Origin of the sequence: Streptomyces sp. DH-12 (assembly GCF_002899455.1) — a bacterium.
Classification (GTDB): domain Bacteria; phylum Actinomycetota; class Actinomycetes; order Streptomycetales; family Streptomycetaceae; genus Streptomyces.
The window spans coordinates 6,458,902-6,472,994 of sequence record NZ_PPFB01000001.1 but is presented as its reverse complement, the minus strand read 5'-3'; the positions used below and the strand labels follow the sequence as shown (position 1 = coordinate 6,472,994).

Sequence of the window (14,093 nt, the reverse complement as noted above, 5' to 3'; positions counted from 1 at the left end):
GCACCGAGTCCGGCCGCACTCGGACCGCCGAAGCGCCTCGTACGCTGACGCCTCCCGCGCGCAGGGCGCGGTGGGACGCCTGGCGGACGGTGCGGCGCCCGCACCGGTCCGTCGCTTCCCGGCGGGACGCGTCGCCCCAGCCGAGGCTCACACGACCGGGCCGGCAGGCGCTCGCCCGCGCCCGCCCCCCGCACGCCGAGGCGGATACCTCAGCGGCCCAGCTCCTTGCGCCCGGCCCGCCGCAGGCGTTGCCTCTGTGACGGGTCGAGGGCGAGGTAGGCGGCTGCCGGGACTCCCAGGATGATCAGGAGTGCGGCCCACCAGGGCAGCCAGATGAGCAGAATGAGCCCGGCTGCCACACCCCCCGCGGCGATCTTCGCGTTCTTCGACATGTGCGTCGCCTCCTTCGCGGCCAGTGCCGCTCTCTGGCGTGAAAACGGGTCCGCGCCGGCGGCGGTTCCTGGCCGCCACCCTGAGACGTCCCGGAGATGCGCCCCCTGAGGCCTCCGGAACCCAGGTCTCCGGGTTCCCGGTCCCCGGGTCTCCCGGCGGCCCGCGCCCTCGTCCCCCACCATGGTGACCCACCTCACAGCTCAGGGGTACCCGCAGGACGCGCCGAGCGTCAGGGCGCGTCCGCGCCCTCCGGCCCCGGCAGCAGCGACTCCAGGCCGCTCGGCAGCACGGTGGGCAGGCCGCTCGGCCAGTCGCTGGGCAGCGCGGTCGGGAAGCCGGAGGGAAGTTCCGTGGGGAACTCCGAGGGCAGCAGCCCGCTGGGGAAATCCGAGGGAAGGTCCAGCGACGGTCCCCCCGGATCCGTGGCGGTCTCGGTGGGCTCCGTGGCCGGGCCGTCCTCGTCCGACGTCACCAGCACGGCGATGGTGACGACCAGGGCCGCCACGATCACGGCGAGCAGCAGGATCAGCAGCCTGCGTCGGCCGGGCCCGCGCCCCGGCCCGGCTCCGCCGCCGTTGTCGGGCGGTCCGGACGCGGATCCGTCCCCGTGGGAGGGCGGGCCGAAGCCCCCGCCGTGCGGCGGTGGTGCGTCGTCCGGCGGGCCGGGCGGCTGCTGGGGCGGTACCGGTGGCGTGGCCATGGACACATCGTCGCCGCGCTCCCGCCCCCGCGCGAGGAGACGGCGCGGAAACCGCCCGCCAGTCGTGGCGCCCGCACCCGGAACACCCCTGTCAGCGCAGGCAGCGCGCGCCGCGCACACCCGACGCGCCCCGCACACGCCCGCACACGCGCGGGCGCACCCCACCGACCGAGCAGCGCCGCGTCCCCGCACCCGCACCCGCCCCACGGGGTCACGGCGCCCGAACGGCGGTCGGGAGCACGCCTCGACACCCGGCGGTGACCAGGGGCCCGCCCCTCAGGGACGGGCCCCTGCGCGCGGCACGTCAGCCCCGCGCACCCAGCAGGTGGTCCATCGCCAGCTGGTCGAGGCGCTCGAAGGCCATGCCCCGGGCGGCTGCCGCGTCCGGGTCGAAGTCCTCGAAGGCGGACCGGTCGGCGAGCAGCGCCTGGAGGCCGTCGGCCGCCGTGGGCTGGGCGAGCTGGTCCAGGCGGGCGGCGCGCAGCGCCTCCTGGACCTCCGGGTCGGCACGGAAGGCGGCCGCGCGCTCCTTGAGGATCAGGTAGTTGCGCATGCAGCCGGCCGCGGAGGCCCACACGCCGTCGAAGTCCTCGGTCCGCGGCGGCTTGAAGTCGAAGTGGCGCGGGCCCTCGTACCCGGCCGACTCCAGCAGGTCGACCAGCCAGAACGCGGCGCGCAGGTCGCCCGCGCCGAAGCGCAGGTCCTGGTCGTACTTGATGCCGGACTGGCCGTTGAGGTCGATGTGGAACAGCTTGCCCGCCCACAGGGCCTGGGCGATGCCGTGCGGGAAGTTGAGCCCGGCCATCTGCTCGTGGCCGACCTCCGGGTTGACGCCGTACAGCTCCGGGCGCTCGAGGCGCTCGATGAACGCGAGGGCGTGGCCGATGGTCGGGAGGAGGATGTCGCCGCGGGGCTCGTTCGGCTTCGGCTCGATGGCGAAGCGGATGTCGTAGCCCTGGGAGGTGACGTACTCGCCGAGCAGGTCGAAGGCCTCCTTCATGCGGTCCAGCGCGACCCGGACGTCCTTCGCGGCGCCGGACTCGGCGCCCTCGCGGCCGCCCCAGGCGACGTAGGTCTGCGCGCCGAGCTCGACCGCGAGGTCGATGTTGCGGATGGTCTTGCGCAGCGCGTAACGGCGCACGTCACGGTCGTTCGCGGTGAAGCCGCCGTCCTTGAACACCGGGTGGGTGAACAGGTTGGTGGTCGCCATCGGGACCTTCATGCCGGTCTCGTCCAGCGCCTGGCGGAACCGCTTGATGTGCTCGGCGCGCTCGCTGTCGCTCGCGCCGAAGGGGATGAGGTCGTCGTCGTGGAAGGTCACGCCGTGGGCGCCGAGCTCGGCGAGGCGGCGGACGGACTCGGCCGGGTCGAGGGCGCCGCGGGTGGCGTCGCCGAAGGGGTCCCGTCCCTGCCAGCCGACGGTCCACAGGCCGAACGTGAACTTGTCCTCGGGGGTGGGCTGGTAGCTCATGCCGCGGCTCCTTGCTCGCTGAGACTATTTCGTCATGGCGGTTTACAAATTAGTATGCAGGAACATTTCTGGGAAGAGACACACCCCGCCGGGGCGCGGAAGAGGGAGAGACCGATGTCAGCAGCCGAGGGTCCGCTCGTCGTCGGCGTGGACACATCCACCCAGTCCACCAAGGCCCTGGTCGTCGACGCGGCGACCGGCAGGGTCGTCGCGAGCGGCCAGGCGCCGCACACGGTGACCTCGGGCGAGGGGCGGGAGAGCGACCCGCGTCAGTGGTGGGACGCCCTGACCGAGGCGCTGCGGCAGTGCGGCGAGGCGGCGCACGAGGCCGCGGCGGTGTCGATCGGCGGGCAGCAGCACGGCTTGGTCACGCTGGACGAGCACGGCGAGCCGGTCCGCCCGGCGCTGCTGTGGAACGACGTGCGGTCCGCCCCGCAGGCGAGCCGGCTGGTGGAGGAGCTGGGCGGCGCGAAGGCGTGGACCGAGCGGACCGGCAGCCTGCCGACCGCGTCCTTCACGGTCACCAAGTGGGCCTGGCTGGCGGAGCACGAGCCGGACGCGGTGCGCGCCACCAAGGCGGTGCGGCTGCCCCACGACTACCTGACCGAGCGGCTCACCGGGCAGGGCACCACCGACCGCGGCGACGCCTCGGGCACCGGCTGGTGGGCGTCCGCCACCGAGGCGTACGACGAGGAGATCCTGGCGCACGTCGGGCTGGACCCGGCGCTGCTGCCGCGCGTGGTGCGGCCGGGCGAGGTGGCCGGCACCGTGCGCGACGGGCACGATCTGCCGTTCTCCAAGGGCACGCTGGTGGCGTGCGGCACAGGCGACAACGCCGCTGCCGCGCTGGGCCTCGGGGTGCGCCCCGGCACGCCGGTGATGAGCCTCGGCACGTCGGGCACCGTGTACGCGGTGTCCGAGCGGCGGCCCGCCGACCCGACCGGCACCGTGGCCGGCTTCGCCGACGCGCGCGGCGACTGGCTGCCGCTGGCCTGCACCCTCAACTGCACGCTCGCCGTGGACCGGGTCGCCGCCCTGCTGGGCCTGGACCGCGAGGCCGTCGAACCGGGTCGCGGCGTCACGCTGCTGCCCTTCCTGGACGGCGAGCGCACCCCCAACCTCCCCCATTCCTCGGGCCTGTTGCACGGTCTGCGGCACGACACCACCGGCGGCCAGCTGCTCCAGGCCGCCTACGACGGCGCCGTCCACTCCCTGCTGGCCGCGCTCGACCTGGTCCTCGACGAGGACGCCGACCCGTCGACGCCGCTGCTGCTGATCGGCGGCGGCGCCCGCGGCACCGCCTGGCAGCAGACCGTGCGGCGGCTGTCCGGGCGGCCCGTGCAGGTGCCCGAGGCGAAGGAGCTGGTCGCGCTCGGCGCGGCGGCCCAGGCGGCCGGGCTGCTCACCGGGGAGGACCCGGCCGCGGTCGCCCGGCGCTGGGACACGGCGGCGGGGCCGGTGCTGGACGCGGTGGAGCGGGACGAGGAGACCCTGTCCCGGCTGGCCGGGGTACTCTCCGACGCGGCCCCGCTGCTGGAGCGCGCCCCGGACCACGGCTGACGCCCCGGCGACCGCCGTCCCACGGCGGCCACGCACCGGCCGCCGTGGACGTCCGCCGGGCGCGGACGGCACCGAACCGAGGATTGACGGAGGAATGAGCACACCGCTGCACGAGGCCCGCCCGGCAGGTCAGGGGCGCGGCCTGCCCGACACCCAGCAGGGCATGCGCCGCCGCAACCTGTCGCGGGTGATGCACACCGTCCGGGACGAGGGGCCGCTGTCCCGGGCCGCCGTCGCCTCCCGGATCGGCCTGACCCGCGCCGCGGTGTCCACGCTGGTCGACGAGCTCATCCGCACCGGACTGCTGGAGGAGCTGGGCCCGGAGCGGCCCGGACGCGTGGGCCGTCCCGGTTCCGCCCTGGCGGTCAGCGGGCGGGGTCCGGCCGGCATCGGCGCCGAGGTCGGCGTCGACCACCTCGCGGTGTGTGCGGTCGACCTGCGCGGGCAGGTCCGGGCGCGGGCGGTGCGGCACGTGCCGAACCGGGACCGCTCCCCCGAGCCCGTGCTCGGGGAACTCACCGGACTGATCCACCGGGTGGCGGCCGAGGCGGAGGGCGAGGGCCTGTGGCCGGCCGGGCTCGCCGTGGCCGTCCCCGGCCTGGTGGCCCGCGACGCCCGGACCGTCGTCCGCGCCCCGAACCTGGGGTGGCTCGACACGGATCTCGGCCCGCTGCTCCCCCCGACGCTGCCGCTGACCGTGGCCAACGAGGCCAACTTCGGCGCGCTCGCCGAACTGTGGCTCGGCGACGACGCCCCGCGCGACTTCCTGCACGTGTCGGCCGAGATCGGCATCGGCGCGGCGGTCGTCGTGGACGGGCAGGTGCTGCACGGCAACCGCGGGTTCGCCGGCGAGCTGGGCCATGTGCCGGTGTGGCCCGACGGCCCGCCGTGCGCCTGCGGCGGCCGGGGCTGTCTGGAGCAGTACGCCGGCGAGGAGGCGGTGCTGCGCGCGGCCGGTCTCGAACCCGGCGAGGACCGGGTCGGCCTGCTCGCGGGCCGCGCCGAACAGGGCGACGCCGCCGTACGGCGCGCCCTGCACGACGCCGGCACGGCGCTGGGCATCGCCCTGACCGGGGCGGTCAATCTGCTGGACCCGGAGAGCGTGGTCCTGGGCGGCGCCCTGTCGGGACTCTCCCCCTGGCTGCTGCCCTCCCTGCGCGCCGAACTGGCCCGCCGTACGGCCGGGCCGCCCTGCCCGGTCTCCGTCTCCGCCCTGGGCCCCGAGGGCCCGCTGCTGGGCGCCGCCCATTCGGTCGTCCGGGGTGTCCTGGACGATCCGGCGGCGGTGGCCGGACGGACCTGATCCCTACGGGGTCGCCCTCACGAGACCGCCCTGCCGCGCGAACCGCCTCGACTCCGCACGGGTACGCGGCTTCCAGGGGCCGCCCGACCGCCGGCCCCACGGACGCCGGGCGGCCCGGCGCCCGTGGGCGGCCCGGCGGCCACGGGCGGAGCGGGGCGCCCGCCGAACGCTGACGGCGTGGGTGTCCCGGCGACTGCGCGCACCGGCCTCCCGGACACCCTGGTCGGGCGGCCCTTCCGGCGACCGCGTACAGCGCGCACGCGTCCCGGACCGCGAACCGCGGCTCCCCGGAAGCCCCCGCTCAACACGGCCCCTCACGGCCGCAGGCCGCTGACGATGTCCGCCGTGGCCGTCAGGCCGCTGTGGATCGTGGGGGCGATGCTGGTGCTGGCCAGGTAGAAGCCGAGCAGCAGGCACACCAGGGCGTGGGAGATCTTCAGCCCGCTGTTACGCAGGAAGATCACCGCCAGGACCGAGAGCAGCAGCACCACAGAGATGGAAATGGCCATCGTCAACCTCCTCCGCCACACCTGTTTCGCGGCGTTCGGCCGCAAGTGTGGCGTAGCGGAGGGTTCGTCCGGGCGGCTGACCTGTCCGCCGAACGTGTGGTGTCACACCTTCCGGTGGGCGTCGAGGAACGCTTCCAGTCCCGCGAGGTCGTCGGTGTTGAGGTGGTCGACGTCCGCCGCGACCAGTTCTCCCCACAGCGCGTCACGGGCGGGACCCGGCACGTCCGGGGTGGCCCAGAAGCGCACCCGCTGCCCTCGGGCGTGAGCCGTGCGCACCAGTGTGCGCAGCTTCCGGCGTTCCGCCTCGGGGAACGCGCCGACGCCCCGCCAGGTGAAGTGGAGCGTCCAGTTGTCGCTGATCAGCGGCGCGAACGAGGCCGGTGCGGGGCCGCCGAGGTCGGCGAGCCGGCCGTCGTAGAAGGCGTGGCGGATCCGCTGGGCCTCCATGGGCGCGCGGGCGGCGCGGTCGCCGGAGACGACGGCGGTGACCGGCCCGGGGAACACCCTGCCGTGCGCGTACGTCGTGAACAGGCCCTTGTGGCGCCGCAGTCGGCGGTCGAGTTCCGCGTAGGTGGAGGCGCCCTCGGTCTTGAGGTCGATGAGCAGCTGGAGCGATCCGCGGTGGCCGCGGTACACCGTGCCGCGGTTGGCACGGACACGGGCGGCGAGCGGGTCCAGGTACAGCGACTCCAGGGTGCGGGCGGGGTCGAGGTCCTCGGGGTCGTGGGCGACCAGCAGCCGTCCGTCCACGAGGTGGATGTCCGCCTCGACGCTGCCGAAGCGGTGGTCGAGGGCGTCGAACAGCGGGCGGGGGTGCTCGTAGTCGTTGTGCGCGTGGGCGCGCCACAACGGGCGGGCACGGTACGGGTGTTGACCGGCCAGCGCCTGGGCCGCGGGGAGGACGACCGGGGTCGCGAGGGCGGCGCCGAGGGCGGTGAGGGCTCTGCGACGGGTGGTGAGGGCCATGCTCTGCCTCCCTGAAGTGTCGTACGGGGTCCCCGCGAGTATGGGGTCCCGCCGCACACAAGAAGCAGAGGTGTGTGAGGAGTTGGCCGGTTCGCCGTCGCACGTTCACCTGGGAACGCGCGGACGCCGGCGGCCCGCTCTCCCTCCCCGGGAGGCGGGCCGCCGGCGACGCGTCGGTCAGGGCGCGCGCAGATCCACCAGCTCCGCCAGCGCCTCCCGGTGCGCGCCCGCCGTGCCGTAGGCGATCGAGTCGGCCTTGGCCCGCTTGAGGCGCAGGTGCGCCGGGTGTTCCCAGGTCATGCCGATGCCGCCGTGCAGTTGCAGGGCTTCCTCGGCGGCGCGGACGGCGACGGGCGCGGCGAAGGCCTGCGCCACGGTGACCGAGACCTCCGTGTCCTCGCCGGTCGCGAGGGCGTCGGCGGCGGCCCGTGCGGCGGCGCGGAGGCTGACGACCTCCAGCCACAGCTGTGCGAGCCGGTGCTTGAGCGCCTGGAAGCCGCCGACGGGCCGGTTGAACTGCGTGCGCTCCTTCAGGTACCGCACGGTTTCGGTCAACGCCCATTCGGCGACCCCGAGTTGCTCCGAGGCGAGCAGTCCCGCCCCGGCCCGCAGGGCGCGTCGTACCGCGGGCTCCGCGTCACCGACACGGCGGCCGGGCGCGGCGTCGAGGGTGACGCGGGCGAGGGGCCGGGTGAGGTCGAGGGACGTCTGCGGGGTGACGGTGACCGCGTCGGCCGTCACCGCGTACAGCCCGCCGTCGTCCGCCGGCACCAGCAGGACGTCGGCGACGGCGGCGTCCGCGATGCCCGTCAGCTCGCCGTGCAGGGCGCCGCCGTCCACGCGGACGGTGGCGAACGGTGCGCCGGGGGCGGTGTGCAGTCCGACCGCGAGCGCGCCGATCCGGCGTCCGGACGCCAGGCCTTCGACCACGTCGCCGCCGTCCGCGCAGGCCAGCAGCGCCTCGGTGGCCACCACGGCGCTCGTCAGGTACGGCACGGGGGCGACCGCACGGCCCAACTCCTCCAGGACGACGGCGGCTTCGCGGTGGGTCGCGCCCTGGCCGCCCCGGTCCTCGGGGACCAGCAGCCCGGCGAGGCCCAAGCTCTCGGCGAGCGTCTTCCACAGGGCCGGGTCGTGCGGCGCGTCCGACTCGGCGCGGGCCAGCACGGCCGTCGTGTCGCAGTGGTCGGTGAGCAGGTCCCGGACGGCGGCGCGCAGCGCCTCTTCCTCCTCCGAGTACAGCAGGTCGGGACGGTTGCTCATCGGGCGAGGTCCTTCCAGGCGACGTCCTTGTCGGTGCGCGGCTCGGCGGGCAGGCCCAGGACGCGCTCGGCGACGATGTTCAGCAGGACCTCGCTGGTCCCGCCCTCGATGCTGTTGCCCTTGGAGCGCAGGTAGCGGTAGCCGGCGTCACGGCCGGTGAAGTCGACGTGGTCGGGGCGGCGCATGGTCCAGTCGTCGTACAACAGGCCCTCCTCGCCGCGCAGTTCCACCTCCAGTCCGCTGATCTCCTGGTTGAGGCGGGCGAACGCGAGCTTCATGCCGGCGCCCTCGGGGCCGGGCTGTCCGGCGACGAGCTGCTGGCGCAGGCGTTCGCCGGTGAGCCGGGCGACCTCCGCCTCGACCCACAGCTTCAGCAGCCGCTGGTGCAGGTCGTGGGTGCGCAGCCCGGGGCGTTCGCGCCAGGTCCTGGCGACCGGGCCGATCATGCCGCCCTCGCGGGGCAGCCGCATGCCGCCGATGGCGACGCGCTCGTTGTTCAGGGTGGTCTGGGCGACCCGCCAGCCGTCGCCGACCTCGCCGAGGCGGTGGGCGTCGGGGATGCGGACGCCGGTGAGGAACACCTCGTTGAACTCGGCCTCGCCGGTGATCTGGCGCAGCGGCCGCACCTCGACGCCGGGGTCGGTCATGTCGCACACGAAGTAGGTGATGCCCCGGTGCTTGGGCACGTCCGGGTCGGTGCGCGCGATGAGGATGGCCCAGCGGGCGAGGTGGGCGCTGGACGTCCACACCTTCTGCCCGTCGACCACCCACGTGTCGCCCTCACGGACGGCGCGGGTGCCGAGCGCGGCCAGGTCGGATCCGGCGCCGGGCTCGCTGAAGAGCTGGCACCAGACCTCCTCCCCGGTCCACAGCGGCTTCAGGAAGCGCGCCTTCTGCTCCTCGGTGCCGTACTGGAGGATCGTCGGGGCGGCCATGCCCAGGCCGATGCCGATGCGGCGCGGGTCGTTGTCGGGGGCTCCGGCGGCTTCCAGCTCGGCGTCCACGACGGCCTGGAGCGAGCGCGGCAGGCCGAGGCCGCCGAGCCCCTCGGGGAAGTGGACCCAGGCGAGTCCGGCGTCGAAGCGGGCGCGCAGGAAATCCAGGCGCTCCGTCTCGGCGGGCGGATGCGCGGCCAGCAACGCACGGGTGCGTCGGCGCAGTTCGTCGGCGTCGGTCATGCGGTGGCTCCGTTCTCCCACGACGGCAGCACGGTGACGCGGCCGGTGGTGACGCCGTCGGCGACCCGCTGCACGGCGTCGGCGGCCCCGGCGAGCGGCACGCGCTCGCTCACCAGCGGCTTGATCGCGCCCCGGGCGGCGAGGTCGGTGAGCTGTTCGTGGCACTCCCGGACCAGCTTGGGGTCCTTGGTGTTGTACAGACCCCAGTGGAGGCCGAGGATCGCGTAGTTCTTGATCAGGGCGTGGTTGAGGCCGGGGCTGGGGATGGCGCCGCTGGCGAAGCCGACGATCACGATCCTGCCCTCGAAGGCGACGACTTTGGCGGACTGGGCGTAGGCCTCGCCGCCGACGGGGTCGTAGATCACGTCCGCGCCGCGTCCGCCGGTGGCCTCCTTGACCGCGGCGACGACGTCCTGCTCGCGCCGGTCGATCACCAGGTCGCAGCCCAGGTCGCGGGCCACGGCGGCCTTGTCGGCGCCGCCCGCCACACCGATGACGGTGGCGCCGGCCGCCTTGCCGAGCTGCACGGCGGCGCTGCCCACCCCGCCCGCGGCGGCGTGCACGAGCAGGGTCTCGCCGGCCTCCAGGCGGGCCCGGCGGTGCAGGGCGAACCAGGCGGTCTGGTAGCCGATGTGCAGGGCCGCGGCCTCGGCGTCGTCCAGCGCGTCCGGGGCGGGCAGCAGCGCGGCGGCGTCCGCGACGGTGTACTCGGCGAAACCGCCGTGCGGCAGTGCCGGGTTGGCGAGCACCCGGCGGCCGTCCTCGGTCTCGCCGCAGATCTCCACGCCGGGGGTGAACGGCAGCGGCGGCCGGACCTGGTACTGGCCCCGGCACATCAGGGCGTCCGGGAAGTTGATGTTGGCGGCGCGCACCCGGAGCAGCACCTGCCCCTCGCCGGGTGCCGGCGGTTCGACGTCCGCGAGGCGCATCACCTCGCCCGGCTCGCCGAGTTCGTGCACTTGCCATGCCTGCATGCGGGGCCTCCACGGGACGGTGAACGTCGTCTTCGCTGACCGGGTCCCCGCATACTAAGCGGTCGCTTGCCTCAAGGGAACCGTCCCGCGCCCGCCGGCCGGCTCACCCCTTGCCCTTCGGCCGCGCCCGCACGTGCATCCGCTCCCCCTGCGGCCCGAAGAGGCTGAGGAACTCCACCGGCCCCTCCCCCGTCGACCCGAACCAGTGCGGCACCCGCGTGTCGAACTCGGCCGCCTCCCCCGCCGTCAGCACCACGTCGTGGTCGCCCAGCACCAGCCGCAGCTTCCCGGAGAGCACGTACAGCCACTCGTAGCCCTCGTGGGTGCGCGGGTCGGGCTCCAGCCTCCGCTTCGGTTCGAGCACCTTGTACGCCTGGAGCCCGCCGGGCTGCCGGGTGAGCGGCCAGTGGGTGCGCCCGCCGCGCTCGATCGGCCGGGCGCGCACCCGCGGATCGCCCACCGGGGGCGCGCCGACCAGCTCGTCCAGCGGCACCTGGTGGGCCTGCGCGATGGGCAGCAGCAGGTCCAGGCCGGGTCTGCGCTGCCCCGACTCCAGCCGGGACAGGGTGCTCACGGAGATGCCGGTCGCCTCCGCCAGCGCCGCGAGCGTCACCTCCCGCTCCTTCCGGATCCGGCGCAGCCGGGGGCCCACTTCCGCGAGAACGTCGTCCGTCGCCATGCGGACATTGCAGTTTCGGCAAACTTGTTTGTCAACCCGCGGGGTCCCGAGCGACCGTCGGCCGTGGAGGTGGTCACGATGACCGAGACGGATCGCAGGGACAGCCGCTACGACGTGGTCGTGGTGGGCGGAGGCGCGGCGGGGCTGTCGGCCGCGCTGGTGCTGGGACGGGCCCGGCACCGCACGCTGGTGGTCGACGCGGGCGAACCGCGCAACGCGCCCTCGGCGCACATGCAGGGCTATCTGAGCCGGGACGGGATGGCGCCGGCACAGTTCCTGGCGCTCGGCCGGGAGGAGATCGCGGCCTACGGGGTGGAACTCGTCCGCGACCGCGTCGTGGACGTCGCCCCCGGCGAGGACTTCACGGTAACGCTGGACGGGGGCGGGAGGGTGCGCGCCCGGCGGCTGGTCGTGGCGACCGGGCTGAAGGACGAGCTGCCGGACGTCTCCGGGGTCGCCGAGCGGTTCGGGCGGGACGTGCTGCACTGCCCGTTCTGCCACGGCTGGGAGGTGCGCGACGAGCCCTTCGGGGTGCTCGCGTCGAGCCCGGCGGGCGTGCACCAGGCGCTGATGGTGTCCCGGTGGTCGAAGGACGTCAGCTTCTTCCTGCACCGGGTCGCCGAGGAGGAGCTGTCCGACCTGGACCTGCGCCGGCTGGCCGCGGCCGGGGTGGGCGTGGTGCCGGGCGAGGTCGCCGGTCTGGAGATCGAGGACGACCGGCTCACCGGCGTACGGATGGCCGACGGCACCGTGCACTCCCGGTCGGTGCTGTTCGTCGCACCGCGCCCGCTCCCGCAGACGGGGCTGCTGGAGCGGCTGGGCGCGGAGATGCACGAGACGCCGTTCGGGACGTACCCGGTGATCGACCCGAACGGGCTGACCAGCGTGCCGGGCGTGTGGGCGGCGGGCAACGCGATCGGCTTCGCCGAGCAGGTGGTGCACGCGGCGAGCGGCGGCTACCGGGCGGCCTCCGCGATCGTCGGCGACCTGCGGATGGCGGACCTGGACGCGGCGCTCACCGGATGACCGCTCCGCCGGGGTGTGGAGGGCACGCCTTCGGAGCACCATGACTGCATGTTGCTGTCCCGGCTGGCCCAGGTGTCCCAGGAGGTGGCCGCCACCTCGGCGCGGTCGCGGAAGACCGCGCTGCTCGCCGAACTGTTCCGGGAGGCCGGACCGGACGACGTCCCGGTCGTCATCCCGTATCTGGCGGGGCGGCTGCCGCAGGGGCGGATCGGGGTCGGCTGGAAGGTGCTGAGCCGTCCGGTCCCGCCCGCCGCCGAGCCGTCCCTGACGGTGCGCGAGGTGGACGCGCTGCTCACCCGGCTCGCCGAGGTGTCGGGACCGGGCTCCCAGGCGGAACGCGCCCGGCTGGCCGGTGAGCTGCTGGGCGCGTCCACCGAGGCCGAGCAGCGGTTCCTGACGGGGCTGCTGACCGGCGAGGTCCGCCAGGGCGCGCTGGACGCGCTGGCGGCGGAGGGGCTGGCCCGGGCGACGGGCGCGGACCCGGCGGACGTACGGCGGGCGGTGATGCTCGCGGGCTCCCTCCAGCCGGTCGCGGGGGCGCTGCTGACGGACGGGCCGGAGGCGCTGGAGCGGTTCCGGCTGGCCGTCGGGCGCCCGGTGCAGCCGATGCTGGCGCACAGCGCCTCCTCGGTCGCCGAGGCGGTCGGGAAACTGGGCGCCTGCGCGGTCGAGGAGAAGCTCGACGGCATCCGCGTCCAGGTGCACCGCGACGGCGACACCGTGCGGGTGCACACCCGCACCCTCGACGACATCACGGACCGGCTGCCCGAGGTGACCGCGGCGGCGCGGGAGCTGGCGGTGGAGCGGTTCATCCTGGACGGCGAGGTGATCTCCTTCGACGCCACCGGGCGCCCGCGGTCCTTCCAGGAGACCGCCGGGCGGGTCGGCTCCCGGGTGGACGTGGCGACGGCCGCCCGGGAGACGCCGGTCTCCCCCGTGTTCTTCGACGCGCTGTCGGTCGGCGGCCGGGACCTGCTGGACCTGCCGTTCGCCGAGCGGCACGCGGAACTGGCCCGGCTGGTGCCGGAGCCGATGCGGGTGCGGCGCACCGTGGTGGACGGCCCCGACGGTCTGGAGGCGGCGGAGCGGTTCCTCGCGCGGACCCTGGAGCGCGGCCACGAGGGTGTCGTGGTCAAGGGGCTGGAGGCCCCCTACAGCGCGGGGCGGCGCGGGGCGTCCTGGCTGAAGGTCAAGCCGGTGCACACGCTGGACCTGGTGGTGCTGGCCGCCGAGTGGGGCCACGGCCGGCGCACCGGGAAGCTGTCCAACCTGCACCTGGGCGCCCGCACCGCCGACGGCGGCTTCGCGATGCTCGGCAAGACCTTCAAGGGCATGACCGACGCGATGCTCCAGTGGCAGACCGAGCGGCTGCGGGAGATCGCGGTCGACGAGAGCGGCGGGACGGTGACCGTGCGCCCCGAACTCGTCGTGGAGATCGCCTACGACGGCCTGCAGCGCTCCAGCCGCTACCCGGCCGGTGTCACCCTGCGCTTCGCCCGGGTGATCCGCTACCGCGAGGACAAGCGCCCGGAGGAGGCGGACACCGTCGAGACCGTGCTCGCCGCGCACCCGGGGGTGCGGCCGTGACGAAGGCCCGGAGTGCGGGCCTGCTGCTGTTCCGGCACGCCGGGGAGGGCGTCGAGGTGCTGCTCGGCCACATGGGCGGCCCGTTCTTCGCGCGCCGGGACGCCGGGGCGTGGACCGTGCCGAAGGGCGAGTACGGCCCCGCCGAGCCCGCCTGGGAGGCGGCGCGCCGCGAGTTCGCGGAGGAGCTGGGGCTGCCGCCGCCGGACGGGGAGGCGGTGCCGCTCGGGGAGGTCCGCCAGTCGGGCGGCAAGGTGGTCACCGCGTGGGCGGTGGAGGCCGACCTGGACCCGGCGTCGGCCGTCCCCGGCACGTTCACCATGGAGTGGCCGCCCGGGTCGGGGCGGACGCGGGAGTTCCCGGAGCTGGACCGGGTCGCCTGGTTCCCCCTCGACCGGGCCCGCGAGGTGATCGTCCCGGCACAGAGCGCGTTTCTGGACCGCCTGGCGGAGCACTCGCTCCGAGAGGCCTCCCCGCGTTGCGCCGC

The 14,093-nt window shown here is 75.2% G+C and carries 13 protein-coding genes and 1 pseudogene; 5 read left to right on the top strand and 9 right to left on the bottom strand.

The window, feature by feature from the left end; genetic code table 11:
* Window positions 1–209: 209 nt before the first annotated feature.
* The 3 genes from C1708_RS28250 to xylA all read right to left on the bottom strand — a co-directional run bounded on the left by C1708_RS28250 (window position 210) and on the right by xylA (window position 2,564).
* The gene (locus C1708_RS28250) at window positions 210–392 is read right to left on the bottom strand and encodes a tail-anchor membrane protein (protein ID WP_106415338.1); all 183 of its coding nucleotides are present in this window, start codon (window positions 390–392) and stop codon (window positions 210–212) included.
* 230 nt (window positions 393–622) lie between these two features.
* Complete coding sequence (locus C1708_RS35285) at window positions 623–1,093, bottom strand: hypothetical protein (RefSeq protein ID WP_241911340.1); 471 nt, start codon at window positions 1,091–1,093, stop codon at window positions 623–625.
* A gap of 304 nt (window positions 1,094–1,397) precedes the next feature.
* The gene (gene xylA, locus C1708_RS28240) at window positions 1,398–2,564 is read right to left on the bottom strand and encodes a xylose isomerase (RefSeq protein ID WP_106415337.1); all 1,167 of its coding nucleotides are present in this window, start codon (window positions 2,562–2,564) and stop codon (window positions 1,398–1,400) included.
* 114 nt (window positions 2,565–2,678) lie between these two features.
* On the opposite strand from xylA, the gene xylB reads away from it, so the two are divergent.
* Window positions 2,679–4,124 (top strand): xylulokinase, encoded by a 1,446-nt coding sequence (xylB, locus tag C1708_RS28235; RefSeq protein WP_106415336.1) that lies wholly within the window; start codon window positions 2,679–2,681, stop codon window positions 4,122–4,124.
* A 94-nt stretch (window positions 4,125–4,218) separates the two neighbouring features.
* Window positions 4,219–5,427, top strand: a complete 1,209-nt coding sequence (locus tag C1708_RS28230; protein ID WP_106415335.1) for an ROK family transcriptional regulator — start codon at window positions 4,219–4,221, stop codon at window positions 5,425–5,427.
* Between the two features lie 314 nt (window positions 5,428–5,741).
* Here C1708_RS28230 and C1708_RS28225 read toward each other — a convergent pair whose 3' ends face one another.
* The 6 genes from C1708_RS28225 to C1708_RS28200 all read right to left on the bottom strand — a co-directional run bounded on the left by C1708_RS28225 (window position 5,742) and on the right by C1708_RS28200 (window position 10,996).
* A complete protein-coding gene (locus tag C1708_RS28225; protein ID WP_106415334.1) occupies window positions 5,742–5,936 on the bottom strand; it encodes a hypothetical protein in 195 nt (64 codons plus the stop codon).
* 102 nt (window positions 5,937–6,038) lie between these two features.
* Complete coding sequence (locus tag C1708_RS28220) at window positions 6,039–6,902, bottom strand: phosphatidylinositol-specific phospholipase C/glycerophosphodiester phosphodiesterase family protein (RefSeq protein ID WP_106415333.1); 864 nt, start codon at window positions 6,900–6,902, stop codon at window positions 6,039–6,041.
* Window positions 6,903–7,079: 177 nt separating this feature from the next.
* Window positions 7,080–8,165 (bottom strand): acyl-CoA dehydrogenase family protein, encoded by a 1,086-nt coding sequence (locus tag C1708_RS28215; protein WP_106415332.1) that lies wholly within the window; start codon window positions 8,163–8,165, stop codon window positions 7,080–7,082.
* The gene (locus C1708_RS28210) at window positions 8,162–9,343 is read right to left on the bottom strand and encodes an acyl-CoA dehydrogenase family protein (RefSeq protein ID WP_106415331.1); all 1,182 of its coding nucleotides are present in this window, start codon (window positions 9,341–9,343) and stop codon (window positions 8,162–8,164) included. Before C1708_RS28210 ends, C1708_RS28215 begins: the two co-directional genes overlap by 4 nt.
* Window positions 9,340–10,317, bottom strand: a complete 978-nt coding sequence (locus C1708_RS28205; RefSeq protein ID WP_106415330.1) for an NADPH:quinone oxidoreductase family protein — start codon at window positions 10,315–10,317, stop codon at window positions 9,340–9,342. The genes C1708_RS28210 and C1708_RS28205 overlap by 4 nt, the downstream gene beginning before the upstream one ends.
* Before the next feature lie 103 nt (window positions 10,318–10,420).
* On the bottom strand, window positions 10,421–10,996 hold the full coding sequence (locus C1708_RS28200) for a helix-turn-helix domain-containing protein (RefSeq protein ID WP_106415329.1): 576 nt from the start codon (window positions 10,994–10,996) through the stop codon (window positions 10,421–10,423).
* 78 nt (window positions 10,997–11,074) lie between these two features.
* Here C1708_RS28200 and C1708_RS28195 point away from each other — a divergent pair, with 78 nt between their 5' ends.
* From C1708_RS28195 to C1708_RS28185, 3 genes and pseudogenes are all read left to right on the top strand, one after another.
* Window positions 11,075–12,022 (top strand): NAD(P)/FAD-dependent oxidoreductase, encoded by a 948-nt coding sequence (locus C1708_RS28195; protein WP_106416517.1) that lies wholly within the window; start codon window positions 11,075–11,077, stop codon window positions 12,020–12,022.
* Between the two features lie 48 nt (window positions 12,023–12,070).
* Window positions 12,071–13,609, top strand: a complete 1,539-nt coding sequence (locus tag C1708_RS28190; RefSeq protein WP_106415328.1) for an ATP-dependent DNA ligase — start codon at window positions 12,071–12,073, stop codon at window positions 13,607–13,609.
* Window positions 13,606–14,064, top strand: a pseudogene (locus tag C1708_RS28185) (NUDIX hydrolase); the annotation flags it as partial. The gene C1708_RS28190 and the pseudogene C1708_RS28185, both read left to right, overlap by 4 nt.
* Window positions 14,065–14,093 lie beyond the last annotated feature (29 nt).